The sequence below is a fragment of the Nocardia sp. NPDC058058 genome (assembly GCF_042885355.1).
Classification (GTDB): Bacteria; Actinomycetota; Actinomycetes; order Mycobacteriales; family Mycobacteriaceae; genus Nocardia.
Genome location: NZ_JBHVSA010000003.1, coordinates 1,514,844 through 1,537,003 on the forward strand (window position 1 = coordinate 1,514,844; position 22,160 = coordinate 1,537,003).

Genomic DNA, 22,160 nt, shown 5'->3' on the forward strand with positions numbered 1-22,160 from the left:
CGGTGTATCACGCGCTCAACGTGCAGCCGAGTGGGATTCGCTCGGATTGGCCGCAGGAGCCGCTGGCCGGAGCCGCGTTCGCGGACGGTTCGTTTCTCGTGGTCGAGGGCTCGTCCGAGGAAAGCCCCGAGGGCACTTGGGATTTGGCGAGGCTGTCGACCGATTGCGAGATCATCGCCGCCGGAGAGATCGACGGGGCCGGGCACAGCGAGGTGGCGATGTGGCGGCACGGCCGGAAGATCTGGGGCGTGACGTCGCCGTATGACGAAGGCTTTCCGGAGCTGGTCGGCGAGGTGCCCGCGGATGTCGTCGCGGGATTGGAATACGTTCGCACGCAGGCGATGTCGGATGAGGACTGGGACGCAGACGAGGGCATCGACTACTTCAACCCGATCCTGAATCTGGCCGAGCATCTGACGGGCTACGTCTGCGGAAACGGCGCGCAGATTACGGGATTGGCGCACTTCGAGGTCCTCGAATCGACCGGTGAGGCACACATCGCGGCGGCATTCCCGGTCGCGGTGACGAAAGCACTGGCCGACAGAGGTTTTCGGCTGGAACATCCGGCGCAGGACCGCAACACGGGCTACGTCGTTGATGTCTATACCGCGGAAAGCTCGCTCGCCGGGCTGACAACCTCCGTGGAGATCACCCTGAAGCGTGGCCGATACGGTGGCATCGTAGTCGGTGGTTCGGTGTCGATCCGGTCGAGATCGGCGGCCGAGTTCAACGCGGGACTGCCGCAGGAGGCCCTCGCAACGGGCTGGGACTCGGCCGACCGCGGTGAGATCGAAACCTCACCCTTCGACAGGTCCCCACACCCCGCCTATTGGGACACCTACTGCATGCGAGATGCCGACGATATCGAACGCGGAGTGCAGTGGGTTCTGAAGTACCTGAACGGCCCGATGGCAGCCTGGTTCGCCCAGCGCGACAGCATCGAGAAACTCACCATCCTTGCGAGGCAACCGCATTGGGCAAGCAAACGCCTCCACCCGGTGGGGTTCCGCGCCAGCGCCGCCTTCCTCGCGGCGCACGGTCACCACGAGCACGCGGCCGAACTCGTCGCGTGGTACCTGACACGCGACGAGTACAACTCCGATTCCTTCGAGCGCGCAACGGCTTTCGATGCGGCGCTGCGCGCCCGCTTCCCCGAGTACGCGTCGGCGCGGACAGACTAGCCGCTCCGCAACGCCGAGTGCGTAATCGGCAGTGGTGCAGAAGTATTCCCTGTCAGGCGCCGATATCCGCGGTGTCGATCGCCTGGTCGGGGGAGTCGGAGCGCAGTTGGTGCACGGATCGCCAATCGATGTCCCGAGGGGCTGATTGCAACACCGTTGAGAGCAGGCCCAGGCGTGCGGCGCGGAGGGCGGGGTCGTCGCTCATGACCAGGATGTCGTCGAAGAACTGTCGCAACGCTTCGGTCAACGGGGCGGCGGAGGACACCCAGTCCGCGAGGGGTTGGTCCCGCGCGTCGGTGAGGGCGGTGGCGACGTTCACGAGGTGCTGCTCGGCGGTTTCGGTGAGCAGCGTGGAGTCGTAATCGGCTGGGGTGTCCGGCGGCAGGATTCGCATGATGCGCTGAAGTCCCTCGACCAGCTCGGCGAATTGCTGCCCGTGTGCGATGCGGGCCTGATCGATCTCGCGCCGCAGGTGGTCCGCGCGCCACGGACGGGACGCGACGGCGCGGGTCGCCTCGATGAGGGCGATGGGGGTGCCCTCGTCCCGGAGTCGCTGTTCGTAGCGGGTGTGGAGCAATTCCACTGCGGTGTCGAGGATTTCGTCGTCGACGGTGATGCCTTGCGCGCGCAACGTGCGCGCGGCGGCGTCGAGGCCGACGCGATAGTCGATGAGCTCGAGGCCGGGTTGGGCGCGCAGGATTCGGACTATGCCGAGAGCCGCTCGGCGCAGGCCGTAGGGATCGGAGGTGCCGGTGAGCTTCGCGCCGACCGCGAGCATCGCGACCAGCAGATCGAAACGGTCAGCCAGAGCGAGCAGTGCGCCGGGCACGGTCGCCGGGAGACGGTCGTTGTGGTGGCGGGGAAGCTCGGTTTCGAACAGCGCTTCCGCGACCCCCTCGGGTTCGCCGGCCTTGCGGGCGTATTCGCGCGCGATGGTGCCCGCGAGCGAGGTCATCTCGACGACCATCTGAGTCGCGAGGTCGAACTTTGCCAGCGCTCCGGCACGCGCCAGGGTCTCGGAGCCGTTGGGGGACAAGCCGATAGCGGTACCCAGTTCGTGGGCCACGGCAGCGATGCGGTCCGCGCGATCGGCCACCGAGCCGAGCCGATGTTCGAAGGTCAATCCCGAGAGCCGGGCGCGGAATTCCTCGGGTGCGGTGTGCAGGTCGGTATTCCAGAAGAACGCGGCGTCCTCGAAACGCGCGCGCAGCACCTTCTCATTGCCCGCACGCACCACATCGAGATCACACGCACCGTTCGCGAGGGTGACGAACAGCGGCAGCAATTCGCCACCGGCGGCGCGAACGGGCAAGTAGCGCTGATGTTTACGCATGACGGTGGTCAGGATCTGCTCGGGCAGTTCGAGATACCGCGACTCGAAATGGCCCAGTACGCCGACGGGCGTCTCGACCAGGTTGGTGATCTCATCGATCAGATCGGATTCGCCATCGGTATCGATCGTGCCCCCGTGCGCGACGGCAAGTGCTTCCGCCGCCCCCACGACGGCGCTGCGGCGTTCGCTGTAATCGATGAGAATGCCATCGGCGCGCAGCACCGCGGCGTACTCTGCCGCCGCGCCGACGCTGATTTCGGGATGATCGGCATTGCGATGCACGCGGGTAATGCGATCGGCGCGCAGCGCGCCCGAAATAACCGGCAGCACAGCGTCATTCAGTAGTGCCAACAGCCAGCGTATCGGCCTGCTGAAACTCAGCACGGGATCGTTCCAGCGCATGTTCTTATCGGCCCGCAACTCCGCCACCAGCTCCGAAAGCACGGTGGTCAGCACCTGAGCGGCGGTGCGTCCGGAGCGCAAACTCTCGACCGCGACGTGTTCCACACCGTTGACCTCGACGCGAGTCAGCTCGTCCACGCCGACCCGCTGCGAACTCAGGAACCCTTGCAGCGCACGGGTGGGCTCACCGTCGCCGGAATACGCGGCGGCGACCTTCGGCCCGCGCCGAACCTGCACGCTATCGGGCTCACGATCGGCGATCGCCTCGATCCGCAGGATGATTCGTCGCGGCGTGGCATCCACCCGGATCGCGCCGTGGTCGAGCGCGGTCTCGGCCAACCGGCGGCCCACCTCGTCACGGACCGCGATCGCGGTGGCGTCGACCACGTGCGGCGGCAGCTCCTCGGTACCGATCTCGAATACCAAAAGCCCGCCATGCGAAGGCAATTCGGTCTCCGGTGCGGCGGCGATCGGCAGCGGATCGGTCACCCCGCGCGGATGACCCGCCTCGGCACGCAGCTCGGTCCACAGCTCGGCGACCGCCCGCGATTGCGTGCGCATGGTCTGAAACCATTTGGCCCGCTCGGTCGTGGAGATCGCCCCGCGCGCATCGAGCACATTGAACGCGTGCGAACTCTTGAGCACGAAACTGTGCGCGGGAATGGGCAGCCGCCGCTCGATGAGCCGCCCGGCTTCGCGCGAGTAGATATCGAGCAGCGCCCGCGTGGCGGCGATATCGGCGTCATCGAGGTAGTAGCGCGACATCTCGTACTCGGACTGCCCGAGGAACTCCCCGTAGGTGACCCCGGGCGCGTACAGCAGATCCTTGAAATGATCGACCTTCTGCACCGCCATGAGAATGCGTTCGAGCCCGTAGGTGATCTCCACCGGAATCGGATCGAGCGTATGTCCGCCCACCTGCTGGAAGTAGGTGAACTGGGTGATCTCCATACCGTCGAGCCACACCTCCCACCCCAAACCCCAAGCGCCGATGGCGGGTTGAGCCCAGTTGTCCTCGACGAACCGCACATCGTGCGCGTGCAGATCGATGCCCAGCGCACTCAGCGATCCGAGATACAGCTCCTGCGGATTCCCGGGTTCGGGCTTGAGGATGACCTGGAATTGGGTATGGGTCTGCAACCGGTTGGGGTTCTCGCCGTAGCGACTGTCATCGGGTCGCACCGACGGTTCCACATACGCGACCCGCCACGGCTCGGGTCCGAGCACGCTGAGCAGCGTCGCCGGATTCATCGTTCCCGCACCGACTTCGGTATTGAACGGCTGCGCGATCAGGCAACCGTGACCGGACCAGTAGTCCTGAAGACGAAGGATCGCTTCTTGCATGGACAGGGTCGCCTGCGACCCCGCGCGGAAGGATTCGTCTGCCATCGCGCGATCCTACCCAGCCGTCCCATCAGCTCCGCGAGGTGGTGAACCTGATCGGCGACGGGAGTTCACGTCCGGGCACGGCGGGCAGCAGACTCATCGCCCGTTCGGCCATGGCCGCGATGGTGAGGCTCGGATTCACACCGACATTCGCCGGGATCGCCGCCCCATCGCACACCAGCAGATTCCGGTATCCGAACACTCGATGTCGTGCATCGACCACACCGGTGGCGGCGGACTCGCCGATCACCGCGCCGCCGAGAATGTGTGCGGTGGTGGGTATCGAGGCGATGGCCTCGGGCACCGCCGCCCGAACCACCCCGCCGATCTTGTCCGCGATGGCTGCCGCGGCCGCGTAGGCGGCCGGAATGAACCGGGGGATAGGGTGATTCGGATCCTGTTCGGTGGTGAGCACCGGATATCCGGTGGGCAGCCGGAAGCGCACCCGCAGCGAGATCGAATTGTCCACCGACTCCATGGTGGTCAGCAGGACGGTGCGTCGGGAGGCATGCCGAATGCGTGAGGCGCGCGCGAACCGCATCGGATGGCGCAGCACCGTGCCCGCGTAGTACAGCGGCCGAGTGCGCCGGGTGCCGCGAGAAGTGGCGAGCGTGGTCAGCAGCGACATGAAATCGCCTCCCGCACCGTAGGTTACGGGCTGAATGTGCGTGCTCGAGCTCGGATACACCCCCGAGGTCAGGGCTAATCCACGTGCGAAATCATTACTGTCATCGGGTGCGGTGACCGCGAGAATCGATTCACTGTTGGTGCGCACCAGCGTCCCGAGCCGATCCGACAATCCCGGCAGCGATCCGGATAGCTTGCAGCGCAACAGCAATCGATTCGTTCCGAGCGCGCCACCCGCCACCACGACACCGCGCGCGGTATGCACCCGCCGGTCACGACGGAACCACTGTCCGGTCGCCACCGTGGTCACCGCGTATCCGTCAGCGCCGTCGGCCGCGCCGAGTGGGCGGATATCGATCACGGTGCGCTGCGGCAGAATCGTCGCACCGCGCTGTTCGGCGAACCACAGGTAGTTCTTGTCCAGGGTGTTCTTGGCATTGTGCCGGCACCCCAGCAGGCAGCTGCCGCAGCGCACACAGCCCGTGCGATCGGGGCCGTCGCCGTCGAAATACGGGTCCGGCACGGTCTTTCCCGGCTCACCCAGGAACACCCCGACCCGGCTGCGCGCATAGGTGTCACCGAATCCATGCTCGCTCGCGTACTCGCGCAGCAGGGTATCGGCGGGTCCATCGACGTCATAGTCGACGACGCCGAGCATGTGTTCGGCCACCTCGTAATGCGGCGCGAGTTCGTTCGCCCAGTCGCCCAGCCGTGACCACTGCGGATTGGCGGCGAACTCGGGCCGACTGCGGTACAGCGTATTCGCGTAGGTCAGCGATCCGCCGCCCACTCCCGCACCGGTCACCACGAACACGTCCTTGAACAGCGTCGGCCGGAAAATCCCGCGCATCTTCAACCCGGGCAGGAAGTAGTACCGCCCGACCTGCGAAGCACGTTCGGCGAAATCGTCATCGGCGAACCGCCTTCCGGCTTCCAGGACCCCGACCCGATAGCCCTTCTCGCTGAGCCGCAGCGCCGACACACTGCCCCCGAAGCCGGAACCGATGACCAGCCAGTCGAAATCGTGATGCATCGCGAAACCGTCATTTCCGTGGGAGCGGCCGACGACCGCAGTGCCGTCACCCCTGCGACGCTGCCAAACTCGCCCCGGCCCCGGCAATGACGACAGCCGACCAACGGTTGACCTGTTCGGCCACGAATCGGGCAGCCATGTGATTTGGGCGGATTCGACCGGGTATGCGGCGTATGCAGCCCCCTCGATCAGCGCGAAGAAGGAATCATGCCTGACACCAATTCCGCCCAGGCCCCCTCCACCCGCTCACCGTCGGCGTCCTCGGACAACTCGTCGTCCACCCTGGGCCGGATTGCCCAGAACAGCGTCTTCGAGCGATTCGCCCGCACGGGTTTTGTCATGAGCGGCATCGTGCACCTGCTCATCGGCTACATCGCCATCCGCATCGCGTTCGGCGGGGCGGGCGGCGCCGCCGACCAATCCGGCGCGATGGCCGAGTTGGCGGCCAAACCCGGTGGCACCATCGCTCTTTGGATAGCCGCGGTCGGGTTTTTCGTGATGGCGCTGTGGCGGGTCGCCGAAGCCGCACTGGGCAGCGCGTCCAAACCCGAGGCCGACAGCACGATGTCCAAGGCCGTCGATCGTTTCAAGGCGTTCGCCGTCGCCGTGGTCTACTTCGCATTCGCCTTCTCCGCGTTGGGATTCGCGCGCGGACACGGCAAATCCAGCGGCGGTGAGAACGCCGGGCTCACCGCGCGCGTCATGCAGCACACCGCGGGCACGGTTGCCCTGGTCATCGCCGGGCTGATCATCATCGGAGTCGGTGGCTACCACGTCTACAAGGGCGCGACCAAGAACTTCCTGGAGGATCTCGAAGGTTCCACCGGTGCGTTCGTGCGCAGGCTCGGCATGATCGGATACATCGCGAAGGGCCTGGCCATCGGGGCAGCCGGAGCGCTGGTCATCCTCGCCGCTGTCCAATCGAAACCCGATAAGGCGACTGGGCTCGATGGCGCGTTCAAAACCCTTGGGGCGCAGCCTTACGGCATGGTTCTGCTTGTCGTGGCAGGGCTGGGCATCATCACCTACGGGCTGTACAGCTTCGTCATGGCGCGATACGTGAAGATGTAGCGGTCACGAGTCTCACTGTGCGAGCGGTGAATCGGTTCGGAAGTGCGGCGAGAACGAAGCGAACGTGGCCGCCGCCGACGCGGCGGCGCACAGCACTACCGCCCACAGCAGCGACCGCGTCGATGCTGTCCCGCCGAATGCGAGGAGCACACCGGTGGTGAGCGCGATACAGAAGGTTGCCGAAAGACGCTGTGTCAGTTGCAGAAATGACGCGCCGACCCCGTGCAGCGATGGCGGCGAAAATGCCAGGGTGACCACGCGCAGCGGCGGTTCCACCACGCCACCGGATAACCCGGAGCCGATCTGGATGGTCGAAAGGATAAGGAACAGCGCCCATCCGTCACAGCTCAGTGCCGCTGCCGCGCTGGCCGCCAAACAGGCGGTCTGAACCACCAGTCCGTAGGTGACCAGTGCCGGGCCGTGGGTCACGAAAAGCCGTTGCCCCCAGCGTGCCGCCACCATCCGCGCGAGAGCCGTCGGGATGAGCGCCAGCGCGATGGCGAGTGCGGGAATATCGCACACCTGTAGGAAGTAGACGGTCTTGATCGTGCCGAACGCCAGTACCGACCCGAACCACAGCGCCGCCACCACATTTCCGGTCACATAACCGCGCGACCGCATCAGCGCGGGTGCGAACAGTGACAGCTTGCCCCGGCGTGCGTACCGTCGCTCCCACCACACCAGAGCGGTGAGCAGCAGTGCGCACCCGGCGATCACCCCCGCGATGGTGTGTGCGGGAAGACCGGGGTCGATGACCGGGATCGTCACCAGGACCACCAATAGGCCCAGCGCGGCGATACCGGGCACATCGAGATCGATCGTGCGTCGCACCCGAGGGGAGCGGGGTAGCCCCCGGAAGCCGAACACGATGGTCGCGATCGTGAATGGCACGGGTAGTAGAAGTATTATCCGCCAGGCGAATTCGGGCGGAATGAGCCATAGCGCCAGCCCGGCGGCCATCGGTCCGACGATGGCGGCGGCCGCTCCAGCGGCCGTGTATCCGGCCAGTGCGCGTAGCCGGGCCGGACCGGTGAAGGTGTCCTGGATGACCGCGAGCACCTGGGCGCTGATGACCCCGGCGCCGAACCCCTGTACGAGCCGCCCGCCGATCACCGACCAGGCACCAGTGGCGGTCGCGGAGGCGATGCCACCGACCAGGAACAGCGCGAGCCCCGCGATGAACAATCCGCGTCGTCCGTAGGCGTCGCCCAGCCGCCCGGCGGGTGCGAGCCCGAGTCCGAACATCAGCGAGAACGAGGCCAGGAACCACTGGATATCGGAATCCGCCAGCGCGAGTGAGGATTGCACCGCGGGGGCGGTGAACGCGGCCACGGCGCTGTCGAGCAGTGTCGCGAAACCGGCACCGAGACAAGACCACAACGCCGAACGTTCATCCCAGCGGGTAGCCGAGTCGGCCGGTTCCGCGATATCCGCGTACCCGCCCGGGGTCGTCGCCGTCGTTTCGGTCATCGCGGCATGGTCCCGGCCGACTGCGCACAATTCATCCGATGATGTTGTACCCGATCATGTATTCACAACAGGTTTACGCTCGGGCTGATCGCTGCACCGGGTACCGCGTTCGGCGAATCACCGCGTCCGCCGATAGCCGTTGTGTGGCAACGGCTATTGGCGTCCGCCGGTCAGTAGTAGACCGGCCCGGGAACCCCGCCGCCCGCCGCGATGGCATCGCCGGTGATCGCGACACTGCGCGGCGACGCCAGAAACGTCACCACGGCAGCGACTTCCGAGGCATCGATCACCCGGCGCAGCGAATTGCGCGCCGCCGCCTGCTCGAGTTCGGCGATCGGGGTGCCATTCTCCTGCGATTCCGCGGTGAGCCGCGTGGTCAGTCGCTCGGTCCGGGTCAGCCCCGGATGCACCACGGTCACATTGATCCCGTGCGGCCCGAGCTCATCGGCGAGGTTCTTCGTCAACGCCGACACCCCGACATTGCGAATGGTCTGCGCGATCGAATTGGCTTGGCGCGCACCGAGTCCGCTGATATTGATGATGCGCCCCCAGCCCTGCTCGACCAGGTGCGGCGCGACCGCCCGCGCGGTGCGCAGATAGCCGAGCACCTTGATCTCCACCTCGCGGCGCACCACCTCATCCGAGGTCGCGGCGAGATCGGCCCCCGCGCCCGCGCTCCACGGTGTCGCCGCCGAATTCACCAGAATGTCGACCCCGCCCAATTCCCGCACGGTGCGCTCGACCAAGCGCCGCACCTGCTCATCGTCGCCGGTGTCGGTCGGCACCGCGATCACGCGCGTGCCGGTCGCCTCCGACACCGCACGCGCGGCAGCCTCGAGCGCTTCGGGCTCGCGGGCCGCGATCACCACATCAACGCCCTCTTCCGCGAGTGCCCGCACCACGGCCAACCCGATACCGCGGCTGCCGCCGGTGACAATCGCGCGCTTACCAACCAGTTCCAGATCCATCCGGCGAACGCTAACAACACATTCGACCCCGGTGACCGGTCCTGCTCGTCCTGATCCGAACCCGCGGGGCGGCGCGCATCGAACCCGATCATGGGACGAGCCGTTCTACCGGATATGGCTCTCACGTTTCCCGCCCGCTTCAACGGGCCGCCCGACAGTGCCAACGGCGGTTACGCATCCGGTGCGCTGGCTCAGCTCGCGCCGGGTGACACCGTGGAGGTGACGCTGCGCCGTCCGCCACCGTTGAATGTGCTGCTGCGGGTCGAATCCGAGGACACTCGGTACACGCTCACCGATCAGCAAGGCCAGACCGTCGCAGTCGCCGAGCCGGTCATCGAGAAGTTCGACGATCTCGAGCCCGCCGTGGCCGGTTTCGAATTCGACGCCCCGCCCGTCTTCACCGACCGCGAGCACCCGTTCCGAACCTGCTTCACCTGCGGACCCGATCGCGCGCCGGGGGACGGCCTGCGAATCTTCAGCCGGCGGGTGCCCGGTCGCGAGGTGCTCGCCGATCGCTGGACCCCGGACGCATCACTGACCGGCATCGACGGTCTCGTACACCCCGAATTCGTCTGGGCCGCACTCGATTGCCCGAGTGGCTGGGCGGCATACGACCGCCTCACGCCCGGTGAGATCGCCGTCCTCGGCCGCATGACCGCGACCATCCATCGGCGACCGGCCGCGCAGGAGCCCTGCCAGATCGTCAGCTGGGCTCGCGAACGCGACGGCCGCAAGGTCAAAGCCGGTGCCGCGCTGTACACCTCCGACGGCGAGCTCATGGCCGCCGCGCGCACCGTCTGGATTTCGCTGTGACCGCCCGCCGCCTCGGTGTCGCACTCACACCGATGGAGACCCGTCGCGAGATCATCGTCGCGACGGCATTGCGCGCCGAGGAACTCGGCTACGAAGTGTTCTCGCTCGCCGAAGGATGGGCCCACGACGCCACCTTGCTACTGACCGAGATCGCCACGCGCACCTCACGCATCTCCCTGGTCGCGGGCGTGCTGTCGGTATGGAGCCGCACCCCCGCCGCGCTCGCGATGAGCGCCGCCACCCTGAACGAAATCAGCGGCGGCAGAGCAATTCTCGGTCTCGGAGCCAGTAGCCGAGCCCTGACCGAGGGCCTGCACGACATCGCGTTCGATCGACCGGCACACCAGCTGCGCGAGGTGGCGAGCGAAGTGCGAAGCATCCTCGCGGGCAACCGCGTCGGCATCGATCCCACCAGACAGGCGCGCGCCCTGCGCCTGGGACTGGCCCCCGCGCCGGACCTGCCGATCTGGATCGCGGCCACCGGTGACCTCACCACCCGGATCGTCGCCGACTATGCCGACGGGTGGTACCCCCTGTTCCTCACCCTCGAGCGCATGCGCGAACGAGCTGACGAACTGCGCCGACTACGTTCGGGCCGCCCACCGCTCACCATCACCGCCGGAGCCTTCGCGGCAGCCGCCGCCGACCGCCGCTCGGCCCGCGATATCGTCGCCAGCTGCCTGGCCTGGTACATCTGCGCAATGGGCGACGGCTACGCCGACCTCATCGCGAACCAGGGGTACAAGGATGCCGTGGAAGCCATCCGAGCCGCCAACCCACGCCCCACCCCGACCAGCTCGGTCGTACCGCCGGAAGCGGACCCCGCACTGGACGCCCTCACCGCCTATGGCACACCCGCGGAACTCCGCGCGAAACTGGATATCTGGGCATCCGGGGCCGACATCCAGATGGTGGTCCTCCCTCCCGGAATAGCCTGGGAGACAATCGAAACAACCCTGGAGGCCGCCGCCGGGAAGTGAGAGGCGTCGATCAGACGATCTTCAACGCGTAGTGGGCGTGCACCCAGAAGCCGCCCGGCTGGTATTCGTCGCCGAAGGATAGGACGTGGTCGCCGGGCGGGAGATCGTCGATGCCGCACCATAGGCCCCAGGGCTGACATATCTCCCATTTCCAGCACCGGTTCGCCGAACACTCGGAGACACCTGCTCGAAGATCATCGACACTGGAGAGGTGCGCTACGTTTGCCGGGTTCCCGGCCCGCCGCTCGATGAGTACATCGACGATATCTACTGTCTGTCGGGGGTGCCGCGCCATCGTCGCGTGCTGGTACCGCCGATGCCCTCGGCGCACCTGTTCATCAATCTCGGCGGCCCCGTCCGGATGTGGGACGGCGATGGTTCGGCGGAGCCGGCGACGCTGGTCGACGGGTGGTTCATGGGTTTATGGACCAAACGCTTCCTGCTGGAGTATCCGGCTCGGGTGCGACTGGTCGGAGTGCATTTCAAGCCCTGGGGGCTCTCGGCGTTCACCGACATTCCGGCATCGGAGCTACGAGATCGATGCGTGCCCGTCGACGCGGTCTGGCAGCGCGCGCTGGACCGTCTGCGTAATCAGCTCGGTGAGGTCACCACCTCGGCTGACGCGCTCGGATTCGTGGAGCGCGAGCTACGAGCTCGCCTCGCCGAAACACCCTCGCGCACTCTTGATTTGGTGAGTTTCGCCGGTGCGCGGCTGGAGCGGTCGAATGGCGCGGTCCCGGTCACCGCACTGGCCGATGACGCCGGGGTGGGCGGCAATCACCTTGCCGCACAGTTCAAATCGCATGTCGGTCTCACGCCCAAGCGGGTGGCGCGAATCTACCGCTTCGCCCGCCTGATCCTGTCCGTCGATGCGCGCGGACCCGTCGACTGGTCCGAATTCGCGCACTCCGCGGGCTATTTCGACCAGGCGCACGCCAGCCGCGAATTCAAGGACTTCACCGGCCACACCCCCACCGAATACCTCCGGCTGCGGCGCAGATTTCCCGCCGCGGCCGGATTCCCGCCGGACGCCGGACCGATGCCCGCCGAGTGATTTTTTACAAGCCAGGACACCCCGCGGTGGAACAGAATCGCACAGGCCATTGCAGGAGCGACCCGAGGAGAACCAATGAGTACGGTGATCATGCACAACGTGATGTCGGTGGACGGCTTCATCGCCGATAAGAACGACGATGTCGGCCCACTTCACGAGTGGTACTTCAGCGGTGACACCCCGATCGCCGAGCCTGCGCGCGAAGAAGGCTTCGACCACTCCAGCACCGGCAGCGGATTCCGCGTCTCGCGCGCCTCGGCGGCCTACGTCCGGGACACGTGGGCGTCGATCGGGACGATTGTCATGGGCCGCACCCTGTTCGACCTGGTGAACGGCTGGGAGGGAGAGCCGCCCGCCGGTGACCACGTGGTCGTGGTCTCGCACCGTCCCAAACCGGAGGGCTGGCACCCCGAGGCGTCCTATCACTTCGTCAGCGACATCACGGCCGCGATAGCCAAGGCGCGCGAGCTCGCCGGTGACCGCAACGTCGCGGTGAACGCCGGACAGGTCGGCAGCCAGATCCTCGCGGCCGGTCTGATCGATGAGGTCGCGATAGACGTGGTCCCGGTGATCTTCGGATCCGGCAAACGCTACTTCGGCGACATCGATGGCCAGCACCTCCTGGAAGATCCCCACGTCGTCATCCAAGGCGAGCGGGTACTGCACCTGAAATACAAGGTCAGGCGCTGAGAGTATGTCGGTGGGCCGGCCTACGCTCGCAGCGTGCATCTGGAGCTCATCGCGATCATCGTCGAGGAGTATGACCCCGCCATCGAATTCTTCGTCGGCGCCCTCGGTTTCGATCTCGTCGAAGACTCGCCCGCACGGACCAACGATGGTCGACCCAAGCGATGGGTTGTGGTTCGCCCACCCGGTGCGACCACCGCAATCCTGCTCGCGCGAGCGGATGGGGACAGGCAACACCGTGCGATCGGGGAGCAGGCCGCCGGGAGAGTCGGCTTCTTTCTCCGGGTCACCGACTTCGCCGAGGCATATCGCAGCATGCGCGATGCCGGCGTGAAGTTCGTGACCGATCCGCGGACCGAGCCCTACGGACAGGTGGCAGTCTTCCTCGACATCTCAGGGAACCGGTGGGATCTACTCGGGCCACCGGCCCCTGAAATACTCTAGCCCGCAACCGCTTTCACGCCGATCAGTCGCAGCGCATAATGCCCACCGACCCGTCGAGACTGGTGTGGAAAAGCACGCACACCAGATGGTTCAGCGTCTGATACGCGGACCCACTGCGCGGCCCGAGAATCCCCGACTGCGACGAGGCCGACCCCGAGAGCAACCCCCCATCGACCGACTGCACCCCGTCAACGGGTGCCGCCTGCGCGGTCCCCGCCAAGGGCGCACAAAGCGCCGCCGCCACGGCAAAAGCCCCAACAATCTTCTTCGAATTCATAACTACCCCAAAACGTCTCGAACCTGGCGCGAGCCAGTATTCAACCCCCACCCCACCCCCCAACAGCCCCGACACTCGATGCCCCTGATCTTCGGGGGCTCTTGCGCCAGGCATGTCGTAGTCGACGAGTAGATTTCTCTCGGTATGGATGCGAAGGGGTGCAATGAAATTCGACGATGCCCGACACGCGTGGGCGGCGGTAGCTCGGTGTATAGCACCAACCCGCACCGTTGTGGCCCAAGCGATCCTGAGCGGCGGGGACGATCCGTACGACGACCTGCGATCAAGTTTGAACGACACCGGCCTGAGCACCTACGTAGATTGGCGGTCGGACCCCGATGACATTCGTAGCGATCTCAGCGAATTGCGCGCCTTCCCCACCGCGTTCAGCTGGGGCTGGTACGCCGATTTCGTCGGCGACACCACTCTGGACTGGGACGCCACCAACGATACGATGTCGCTGCTCGAAGAGATCGGCGAGCACTGCCTCGAAATCGGCTTCGCCCTAATATCTTTGGAGCTCGACGCTGATGGTTACGACCTGACCGTGATCGACTGCGCTCGGCTCGAAGAGCTGCTGGATCTGACGGCGCAAGCCGGCAGACCGTTCCGGGTACTGCGCAGACAGGCTTCGGCGAAGAGCGCGCCGAAGCCAACCCCGCAGGCCAGGGCGACCGGTGCCGCGCGATTGCTGGACCTGGTGCGCGACAGTCTGACCGAGGCCATGTCGCAGGCGGGTTATTCGGTGTCAACGCCTTTGAACGGGCAGCCGGTCGAATCGTTCAAGGGCCGACAGCTCCGATCCCGCAGATTGTGGTTCGCGGCCCCGGAAGGGGAGGTCGTCGGAATGACCCCGGTCATCGAGGCTTGGATCCATCGCGGAAGCGGACAGTTGGCTATCCGAGGAACGGCGTGGCTGGCGTCGTCCGCGGCGGGTGAAATGGCGCGATCGGTTTCCCAGCAAGGCCTGCTGGGCGATGACGAGGTCGAGTCGGTCCCGTTCGGATATTTTGACAATCGGAGCGATCCCAGCCGAGCGATCTACCTCAGCACTGAGACCGACTTGGACTGGTGTGTCGGCAATTTCATGAACTACGTCCGCGGCCCGGTAGCCCTATGGCAGGACGCGCGGGATTCGATGGACAAACTCTTCGCCCTCGCGCCAACCGGAAATCCGCTAATCGCCCGCGACCCGGTGAATCCGGATTGGACGCGCCTGCGTGCGGTCGCGGTCCTGGGCATCGAGAACGGTCGCCCACAGGCCAGCGCTGAACTGCTGCAATGGTATTCGAAGCGCCCCAAGTTCGCCCCGCCGGATTCGGCCGAATTGGTGGCCGTATTCGATGCCGCATTGGCGCGACGCTATCCGGACTACGCCCGGCACCGGTAAGCGGGCGAAGGTCTCACGAGGACCGAGCCTGCCGGAACCAATACTTCGCCTCGCCGCGTTCGCCGCGTTCCTTGCGCAGGCGGCCGAGGGCATTCATGGCACCGGTATTGCCGCGAGCCGCGGCCTCGCGGAACCAGGACTCGGCCTCGCTCAGCTCACCCCGCTTGTACAGCAGGACACCGAGATTGTGCATTGCGTCGTCCCGGTTGCAGGCTGCGGCCTTGCGGAACCAAGGCTCTGCCTCGTTCAGTTCCTCCCGGCCTGCCAACAGCACCCCGAGGTTGTACATTGCCGCGGGGTTGTCATGGGCCGCGGCCTTGCGGGTCCAGGACTCGGCCTCGTCGGGCTCGCCTCGCTGAAGCAGCAGTCCCGCGAGGGCGTTCATCGCCTCGGGGTGCTCGAGTTCGGCTGCGCGGCGGAGCCATGATTGCGCTTCATTCACCTCGCCGCGGTCGAATAGCAGACCCCCGAGGCTGCGCATCGAATCGGCGTTGCCGCGTGCGGCGGCCTTGTCGAGCCACGACTTTCCTTCGCTTACTTCACCGTTCTCGTAGAGCAGGCACCCGAGGTTGTACATCGCACCGGTGTGGTCGCGCCCTGCGGCTTTGCGGAACCAGGACTCGGCCTCGCGTAACCGACCTCGTCGAGCCAGCGAGTCCCCGAGCTCGTTCATCGCTTCGGTATCCCCGTGCGCCGCCGCGCGGTCTTGCGCCCCAGCCTCTTTCGGTTCCTCGGACAGGCGCTCGAGATTGCGTTTCGAGCCGGGGCTACCGCGTTCGGCCGCAGCGCGGAACCACGACATGGCCTCGCGGGCATCACCCTGCTGCAGTAGCAGCACCCCGAGATTGTGCATGGCATACATGTCATTCAGGGCCGCGGCCTCGCGGAACCACGATTCGGCCTCGCTCACCGCGCCCCGTCCATTCAACAGGTTCGCGAGGCTGGTCATGGCATCCCTGTTCGCGAGGTCAGCGGCCCGCCGAAGCCACGACTCCGCCTCATCGGCCGCGCCTTGCGCTTGCAGCACGCTCGCGAGTCGAGCCATTGCATCGGTGTCACCGCGGCCCGCGGCCCGTTTGATTCGCCAAATCTGGCCTATACCAACGATATACGGCACCTGGACCCCCTCCTCCGGCCGCATGCGCCCCGCCCGAAGCCGCACACCCGGGCTCGGGCTCATGCACCGCATATCGAATATATGGTGTTCGCCGGGTGTCGGTGGGTAGTTTGTTCGGGTATGGAGCATGAGGGACCCAGTCGGACGGCGCTCACGACCGCCTACGCCCGTGCCTATCATCAAATCGCCGACCGGCCAACGATTCTCACCGATCCGCTCGCGGCGCGGTTGCTGGGCATCACCGTCGATGAGTTGATCGAAGTGGGTAAGCCCGGACCCGATCGGCCCGGTGGTGATGCGGGTCTGGGGGTCCTGCGAATAGGGGTCAGTGATCGGTCACGCCGCCTGTTCTTCGCCGCGCGTAGCCGGTTCGCCGAAGATCGGGTCGCCGATGCGGTTGCCGCGGGTGTGCGGCAGGCCGTGATACTGGGCGCGGGCCTGGATACCTTCGCATATCGCAACCCGCATCCCGGCCTGCGGGTATTCGAGGTCGACCATCCCGCGACCCAGACCTGGAAGCGGCAACGCCTCGCCAGATCGAGTATCGACATACCCGAGCGATTGACATTCGTGCCGGTCGATTTCGAAACCGATTCGCTGGCAACCCAATTGGAGACCGCCGGATTCAGCCGGTCGGCTCCGGCGGTATTCCTGTGGCTCGGCGTCGTGTTCTATTTGACCCCGGAGGCTGCCCGCTCCACCCTCGAATACATCGCCGGTCAACCCGCACCGGCCGAGGTGATCTTCGACTACCTGCGGTCGGCGGACACCGATGAGGATCGCGCGCGGCTACAGGAGCGCTCGGATCGGGCAAGGGCTGTCGGTGAACCCTGGTTCAGCTATTTCACACAGGAGGGCATCGCCGCCGAGTTGCGCGCGCTCGGCTTCACCGATACCGACGACCGCGCCGCAACGGATCTCATCGCGGGGTATCTCGATGGCTCCACAGAATTCAGCGGTAAACCACCCCAGGCCCTGCGCCCGGTTCGCATACTGCGCGCGAGCCGCTGAAGACGGCGCTAAGGGGCCCTCTTCAACTCGACGATCTTATTCGCATACTCCGAGGCATTGAGCCCGCGCGTCTGTTGCAGCTGTACCTCGAGGTCCAGACTCTGACCGGCCGCGAAGAACGCGGGATCGGACTGGTTCTTCGAATCCCCTCCGAGGAACCGAATATCGTTGCTGGGCACCACCGCGGCAATCGTATGGGGTTGCGAATCGCACTCGGTATCACCCTCGAACGAACCCCCGACATTGCCGCGCTGATACACCCAGATCCGATTGAATTCCCGGTCCCGATCGCACGAGTAGGTGATCGATACCGTCGCCTCGGAGTTGTGGTCATCCGCTGCGACAATGGCATCGCCGATGCTGATCGAAGCCGCCGCATGGCCGATGCCGGTAACCGGCAGCATTGCCAGGATGATTCCGATGGCGAAGAGGGCGACGCGGCGGGCGAATGCGGTGCGATGCAATGCAAACCTCCGTGTTCCATCCGATACGACGGGCACACTCCGGAATCGTGGAACCACCGTATCCGCACCACCCGTCGATCAGCCGATATCCGCTATGACGACACGTGCCAATTTCCGCTGGTCATGAGGTCGGCAGGTTGTCATCGGGGCCGGGTTGCACCAGCCGGAAGTGTGAGTTCGCCCGTTCCATGACGCGGCTGCGGTACAGCCCTTCGATGCTGTGGTTGTCGATGGTGCCGGTTAGGACCAGGGTGTCGCCGTCTAATCGGTATCGAATGTTGGTCGGTGTGTCGGAGAGCCGCTGACGGATGGCCAGCGTGCCGTCGCTGATTTCCAGCGCCCACAGGGTGGTCGCGCCCTGGGGAGTCTGGCTGACGAAACTCGTGTAGTCGGTGCGATCGGTGATCGCCACATTCGCCCAGGGGCCCGGCTCCTGACCCGTCAGTGCCGCGGGCACACCGTCGACGGTGAACGATATCGCCTCCCATTGACCGTCCAGGGGTGAGCGAGGGGAGTGCATATCGATGATTGCCGGGACGGCGATAGCTGCTATGAGCGCCGTATGTGCCAGCACGACAAAGTATCCGAGCGATGCCGCCCCGATGCGAACCGATCTGGTGCCCGGCGCGGGCCACAGTCGCCGCGGGGGTAGAGGCGTCATGTTCGTGAGAACTCTTGCCACGTTCGGCCAGTGGGGGAGTGTGAGGGCGATCGCGGTCGCCAGCAGCGTTCCCGAAACGATTTTGACCGGCACGTCATAGCAAAGGTTGAGCAGAAAGACCTGCGCCATGGCCACAATGGCCAGCAGGCCGCCCGCGAGCCACGTTCGCCTCCACAGCAGCAGCATTCCCGCCGTGATCTCGGCCAGCCCCGTGGCGATCGAATACGCATCCGATGCCCCCATGAAGGTCCACAACGTGTCCTTCAATCCCAGATCACCAACCAGCGGAAGTTGATGCGCGGGCTGGGTCATATAACCCATTTGGATGGGAATCGCCTTCGCCAGCCCATAGGCGATCAACTCGACCACGAGACCGATACGGGCGACCTCGAACAGCGCTCGCGCCGCGCTCCGGTAGTTGTCGCGCCTGCGATCGAGCGCACTCCACAGGATCGCCGCCGCTATCCCGGCGAGCAGACATCCGGCCAGCGCACACCAATCCCCAAGCGTGTCACCGCTGTTCGAGGTATCCACGACGACGCGATTCCCGCGCACGAGCACACTGCCGACCTGTGCCAGCGCCGATTTGAGCGGCATGATCAGCAAATTCAGGCCGATGACATTGCCGTACGCGAATACGACGAGTGCGGACCCGCCGACGGCGAACAGCAACCTGAATGCCATTCTCCCCAATGGGGTCCACGCGTGCTCGGTCGGAACATCCGGTCGCACAGCAGAATTCGAGTCGAGCGCCGAAGGGGGCATAGGCCGAACGCTAACAGTGCCGAATGCGCTCCCGATATCGCTCGCAGTGCTCATTTCGCGTCATTCCTGCGGCGTATTGCTCCGGCGGAGGACTAGGCCCGAGGGCTCGCGTCGGTACGGGTTCTCCCTGGCTATAGATATCAATACTGAAATATGCGCATCTATTTATGAAAAGTCGACATGGGGTCGTCCGCCCACTGCGGCAAAAGAACAGCCAGGACAGGGGGGCCTGCCTACGGCGGTGGTGGTTGCCCGAATGCGGAACCGCATAGGGTCGATCCAGGCGACACTATGACTTGTTCAACCCATGCTCGAAGCCCGTACCTGCGCAGTTCCGTTCAGAGGATGCCCGATGCAGTTTCCGCTCACCGTCAATGACTTCCTCGATCGCGCGCACACCGTGTATCCGGACCGGGTGGCGATCGTCGACGAACCCGATCAACCGGCGACCTCCTGGGGCGAGATCACCTACGCCCAGCTGCGGGACCGCGCGTTGTCGCAGGCCGCCGCGCTGGACCGGCTCGGCGTCGGAGTCGGTGCGCGCGTGGCGGTGGTGTCGCAGAATTCGGCGCGGTTGCTCAGCAGCTTCTTCGGGGTGAGCGGGTGGGGGAGGGTGTTGGTGCCCATCAACTTCCGGCTGACCACCGACGAAATCGCCTATATCGTCGAGCATTCCGGGGCCGAGGTGCTCATGGTCGACCCGGCGTTGAAGTCGGTGGTGGATCAGGTCGATTGCCGGGTGAAGTTCATCTTCGGCCAGGATGACGACAAGATCTGGTCCGAGTCACGCGAACCCGCTGCCTGGCAGGAGATTTCGGAGTCCGCGACCGCGACGATCAACTACACCTCGGGTACCACCGCACGTCCCAAGGGCGTCCAGTTGACCCATCGCAATCTGTGGCTCAATGCGACGGTGTTCGGCTGGCACACCGGGGTCAGCGATCGCGATGTTTACCTGCATACGCTGCCGATGTTCCACGCCAACGGCTGGGGCCAGCCCTTCGCGGCGACGGCGATGGGCGTGAAACAGGTCGTGATCCGCCAGATCGACGGCGCGGAGATCCTGCGCCGGATCGATGAGCACGGCGTCACCTACCTGTGCGCGGCTCCCGCGGTGATCAGCGCGGTCCTGGATGCCGCGCGGACGTGGGAGGGCCCGATTCCCGGACGTGATCGGGTGCGGGCGATCGTGGCCGGTGCGCCGCCGCCCACCCGGGTGATCGAGCAGGTGCGTGCTGATCTGGGCTGGGAGTTCATTCAGATCTACGGCCTCACCGAAACCTCACCGCTGCTGACGATTTCGCGTATGCGCGCCGAATGGGACGAGCTCCCCGCACCGCAACAGGCTCGCCTGCTGGGCCGCGCGGGCGCACCGGCGCTGGGTGTGCGCGTCGACGTCGACGCGACCGGTGAGGTGCTGGCGCAGTCCAACCACAACCTGCTGGGTTACTGGAACAACCCGCAAGCCACCGAAGAGGCCTTGGCGGGCAACTGGTTTCACACCGGCGACGGCGGCACGATCGCCGACGGCTACCTCACCATCACCGACCGCAAGAAGGATGTGATCATCACCGGCGGTGAGAACGTCTCCTCGATCGAAGTCGAGGATGTGCTGCTGCTGCACGAGGCGGTCCGGGAAGCGGCGGTTATCGGTATCCCCGACGAGAAATGGGGCGAACTCGTCACCGCCCTGGTCGTGACCTCACGCGAGGTGACCGCAGAGGAGCTGATCGCGCACTGCCGCACTCATTTGGCGGGTTATAAGTCCCCCAAACGCATCGAATTCCGCACCGAACTGGCTCGCACCGCGACCGGCAAGTTGCAGAAATTCAAACTGCGCCAACAGTTCTCGGAGGATGAGCAGCTGCTCTGAGCTGTGGCCTAAGGAGTGCTGGCCGGTGGGGCATGCAGGACGCGGATGAGGTTGTACCCGGGCTGCGGTCCCGTCCGGTTAGCCCTTGATGTGCTGGTGGCAGAATTCGGTGCGGGTAATGCAACCGCATCGAAGGGATTCACCGATATGTCGACCGAGCCGGTCATCGAACGCTCCGCCGCCGCGGCGATCACGAGGTTCGGGCTGGGTACGGCCGCGGTCGGGCGGCCCGGTTACATCACCCTCGGGCGCGATCTGGACCTGCCCACCGATCGCAGCGTAGATGCGCTGCGTGCCCGGACGCACGCGCTGCTCGATGCGGCGTGGGCGGCGGGCGTTCGATACTTCGACACGGCGCGCTCGTACGGGCGGGCGGAGGAATTCGTCGGCGCGTGGTTGGCGGAGCGGCCCGAGGTCGCGGGTGCTGTCGTCGTGGGCAGCAAATGGGGTTACACCTACACCGCGGACTGGCAGACCTCCGGGGTTCCGGTGCACGAGGTGAAAAAGCACGCGGTCGAGGTGTTCGATCGGCAGATCCGGGAGACTCGCACGGCACTGGGCCGCAATCCCGATGTGTACCTGGTGCATTCGGTCACCCCGGACAGCCCGGCATTGACCGATCCGACCCTGCTGGCCCGATTGGCCGCGCTGGCGGCGGAGGGCGTGCGGGTCGGGTTGTCGACCAGCGGACCAGCGCAGGCCCAGGTCGTTCGTGCGGCGCTCGAGGTGACGGCGGCTGGGCGTCCGGTATTCGCCGCAGTCCAGTCCACCTGGAATCTGCTCGAGCCCTCGGCGGGTCCGGCTCTGGCCGAAGCACATTCGGCCGGATGGCTGGTGGTGGTGAAGGAGGCGATGGCCAACGGCCGCCTCGCCGCCCGCAACGCTCTCGGCCCCGCCTTGTCCACACTCCGCACCGAGTCCGCCACCCTCGGCGTACCCGAAGACGCCCTCGCCCTGGCCGCAGCCGCCGCCCAACCCTGGGCCGACATCGTCCTCTCGGGCGCGGCAACCCTGGATCAACTCTCCTCCAACCTCCGCGCCACCGAATTCCCCCTCACCCCAGACACATTGGCCACCTTGGCAGTTCTCGCCGAACCCGCCGAAGCTTACTGGCAGGTCCGCGCGGAACTGCCTTGGGAGTGAACGGCTTTCG

Annotated in this window: 19 protein-coding genes; 11 read left to right on the plus strand and 8 right to left on the minus strand. The window is 65.8% G+C overall.

Features of this window, described 5'->3' with window-relative positions; translation table 11 throughout:
• The first annotated feature begins 98 nt into the window (after nt 1-98).
• The gene (locus tag ACFVUS_RS30875; RefSeq protein WP_387774336.1) at nt 99-1,181 is read left to right on the plus strand and encodes a hypothetical protein; all 1,083 of its coding nucleotides are present in this window, start codon (nt 99-101) and stop codon (nt 1,179-1,181) included.
• A 52-nt stretch (nt 1,182-1,233) separates the two neighbouring features.
• Here the strand turns inward: ACFVUS_RS30875 and ACFVUS_RS30880 are convergent, their stop codons facing one another.
• Together ACFVUS_RS30880 and ACFVUS_RS30885 are read right to left on the minus strand one after the other, a co-directional pair.
• A complete protein-coding gene (locus ACFVUS_RS30880; RefSeq protein WP_387774339.1) occupies nt 1,234-4,305 on the minus strand; it encodes a glycine--tRNA ligase in 3,072 nt (1,023 codons plus the stop codon).
• A 25-nt stretch (nt 4,306-4,330) separates the two neighbouring features.
• The gene (locus ACFVUS_RS30885) at nt 4,331-5,962 is read right to left on the minus strand and encodes a GMC oxidoreductase (RefSeq protein WP_387774342.1); all 1,632 of its coding nucleotides are present in this window, start codon (nt 5,960-5,962) and stop codon (nt 4,331-4,333) included.
• Nucleotides 5,963-6,169: 207 nt separating this feature from the next.
• On the opposite strand from ACFVUS_RS30885, the gene ACFVUS_RS30890 reads away from it, so the two are divergent.
• A complete protein-coding gene (locus ACFVUS_RS30890; RefSeq protein WP_387774345.1) occupies nt 6,170-7,033 on the plus strand; it encodes a DUF1206 domain-containing protein in 864 nt (287 codons plus the stop codon).
• A gap of 12 nt (nt 7,034-7,045) precedes the next feature.
• On the opposite strand, the gene ACFVUS_RS30895 is transcribed toward ACFVUS_RS30890, so the two are convergent.
• Nucleotides 7,046-8,503, minus strand: a complete 1,458-nt coding sequence (locus tag ACFVUS_RS30895) for an MFS transporter (RefSeq protein WP_387774348.1) — start codon at nt 8,501-8,503, stop codon at nt 7,046-7,048.
• A 170-nt stretch (nt 8,504-8,673) separates the two neighbouring features.
• Entirely contained in the window at nt 8,674-9,471 is a 798-nt protein-coding gene (locus ACFVUS_RS30900; protein WP_387774351.1) for an SDR family NAD(P)-dependent oxidoreductase, read from the minus strand.
• A gap of 90 nt (nt 9,472-9,561) precedes the next feature.
• On the opposite strand from ACFVUS_RS30900, the gene ACFVUS_RS30905 reads away from it, so the two are divergent.
• The 5 genes from ACFVUS_RS30905 (at nt 9,562) to ACFVUS_RS30925 (ending at nt 13,449) form a co-directional block, all read left to right on the plus strand.
• Nucleotides 9,562-10,284: a PaaI family thioesterase gene (locus ACFVUS_RS30905; RefSeq protein WP_387774354.1), complete on the plus strand. Its 723-nt coding sequence runs from the start codon at nt 9,562-9,564 to the stop codon at nt 10,282-10,284.
• Complete coding sequence (locus ACFVUS_RS30910) at nt 10,281-11,264, plus strand: LLM class flavin-dependent oxidoreductase (protein ID WP_387774357.1); 984 nt, start codon at nt 10,281-10,283, stop codon at nt 11,262-11,264. Before ACFVUS_RS30905 ends, ACFVUS_RS30910 begins: the two co-directional genes overlap by 4 nt.
• A gap of 211 nt (nt 11,265-11,475) precedes the next feature.
• Nucleotides 11,476-12,318 (plus strand): DUF6597 domain-containing transcriptional factor, encoded by an 843-nt coding sequence (locus ACFVUS_RS30915; RefSeq protein ID WP_387774360.1) that lies wholly within the window; start codon nt 11,476-11,478, stop codon nt 12,316-12,318.
• Between the two features lie 75 nt (nt 12,319-12,393).
• Nucleotides 12,394-13,008, plus strand: coding sequence for a dihydrofolate reductase family protein (locus ACFVUS_RS30920; protein WP_387774363.1), 615 nt, complete (start codon nt 12,394-12,396; stop codon nt 13,006-13,008).
• 33 nt (nt 13,009-13,041) lie between these two features.
• On the plus strand, nt 13,042-13,449 hold the full coding sequence (locus ACFVUS_RS30925) for a VOC family protein (protein ID WP_387774366.1): 408 nt from the start codon (nt 13,042-13,044) through the stop codon (nt 13,447-13,449).
• A gap of 22 nt (nt 13,450-13,471) precedes the next feature.
• Here ACFVUS_RS30925 and ACFVUS_RS30930 read toward each other — a convergent pair whose 3' ends face one another.
• On the minus strand, nt 13,472-13,726 hold the full coding sequence (locus tag ACFVUS_RS30930; RefSeq protein WP_387774369.1) for a hypothetical protein: 255 nt from the start codon (nt 13,724-13,726) through the stop codon (nt 13,472-13,474).
• Nucleotides 13,727-13,958: 232 nt separating this feature from the next.
• Between ACFVUS_RS30930 and ACFVUS_RS30935 the strand changes: the two genes are divergently transcribed.
• The gene (locus ACFVUS_RS30935; RefSeq protein WP_387774372.1) at nt 13,959-15,116 is read left to right on the plus strand and encodes a hypothetical protein; all 1,158 of its coding nucleotides are present in this window, start codon (nt 13,959-13,961) and stop codon (nt 15,114-15,116) included.
• Nucleotides 15,117-15,129: 13 nt separating this feature from the next.
• Here ACFVUS_RS30935 and ACFVUS_RS30940 read toward each other — a convergent pair whose 3' ends face one another.
• Nucleotides 15,130-16,257 carry a tetratricopeptide repeat protein gene (locus ACFVUS_RS30940; RefSeq protein ID WP_387774375.1) on the minus strand — a complete coding sequence of 376 codons (1,128 nt, stop codon included), beginning with the start codon at nt 16,255-16,257 and terminating at the stop codon, nt 15,130-15,132.
• Nucleotides 16,258-16,353: 96 nt separating this feature from the next.
• Between ACFVUS_RS30940 and ACFVUS_RS30945 the strand changes: the two genes are divergently transcribed.
• Nucleotides 16,354-17,244, plus strand: a complete 891-nt coding sequence (locus ACFVUS_RS30945; RefSeq protein ID WP_387774378.1) for a class I SAM-dependent methyltransferase — start codon at nt 16,354-16,356, stop codon at nt 17,242-17,244.
• Nucleotides 17,245-17,252: 8 nt separating this feature from the next.
• Here ACFVUS_RS30945 and ACFVUS_RS30950 read toward each other — a convergent pair whose 3' ends face one another.
• Nucleotides 17,253-17,708: a hypothetical protein gene (locus ACFVUS_RS30950; RefSeq protein WP_387774381.1), complete on the minus strand. Its 456-nt coding sequence runs from the start codon at nt 17,706-17,708 to the stop codon at nt 17,253-17,255.
• Nucleotides 17,709-17,829: 121 nt separating this feature from the next.
• Complete coding sequence (locus tag ACFVUS_RS30955; protein ID WP_387774384.1) at nt 17,830-19,053, minus strand: hypothetical protein; 1,224 nt, start codon at nt 19,051-19,053, stop codon at nt 17,830-17,832.
• 433 nt (nt 19,054-19,486) lie between these two features.
• Between ACFVUS_RS30955 and ACFVUS_RS30960 the strand changes: the two genes are divergently transcribed.
• Both ACFVUS_RS30960 and ACFVUS_RS30965 read left to right on the plus strand, forming a co-directional pair.
• Entirely contained in the window at nt 19,487-21,007 is a 1,521-nt protein-coding gene (locus ACFVUS_RS30960) for an AMP-binding protein (protein ID WP_387774387.1), read from the plus strand.
• Between the two features lie 147 nt (nt 21,008-21,154).
• Entirely contained in the window at nt 21,155-22,150 is a 996-nt protein-coding gene (locus ACFVUS_RS30965) for an aldo/keto reductase (RefSeq protein ID WP_387774390.1), read from the plus strand.
• The last annotated feature ends 10 nt before the right edge of the window (nt 22,151-22,160 follow it).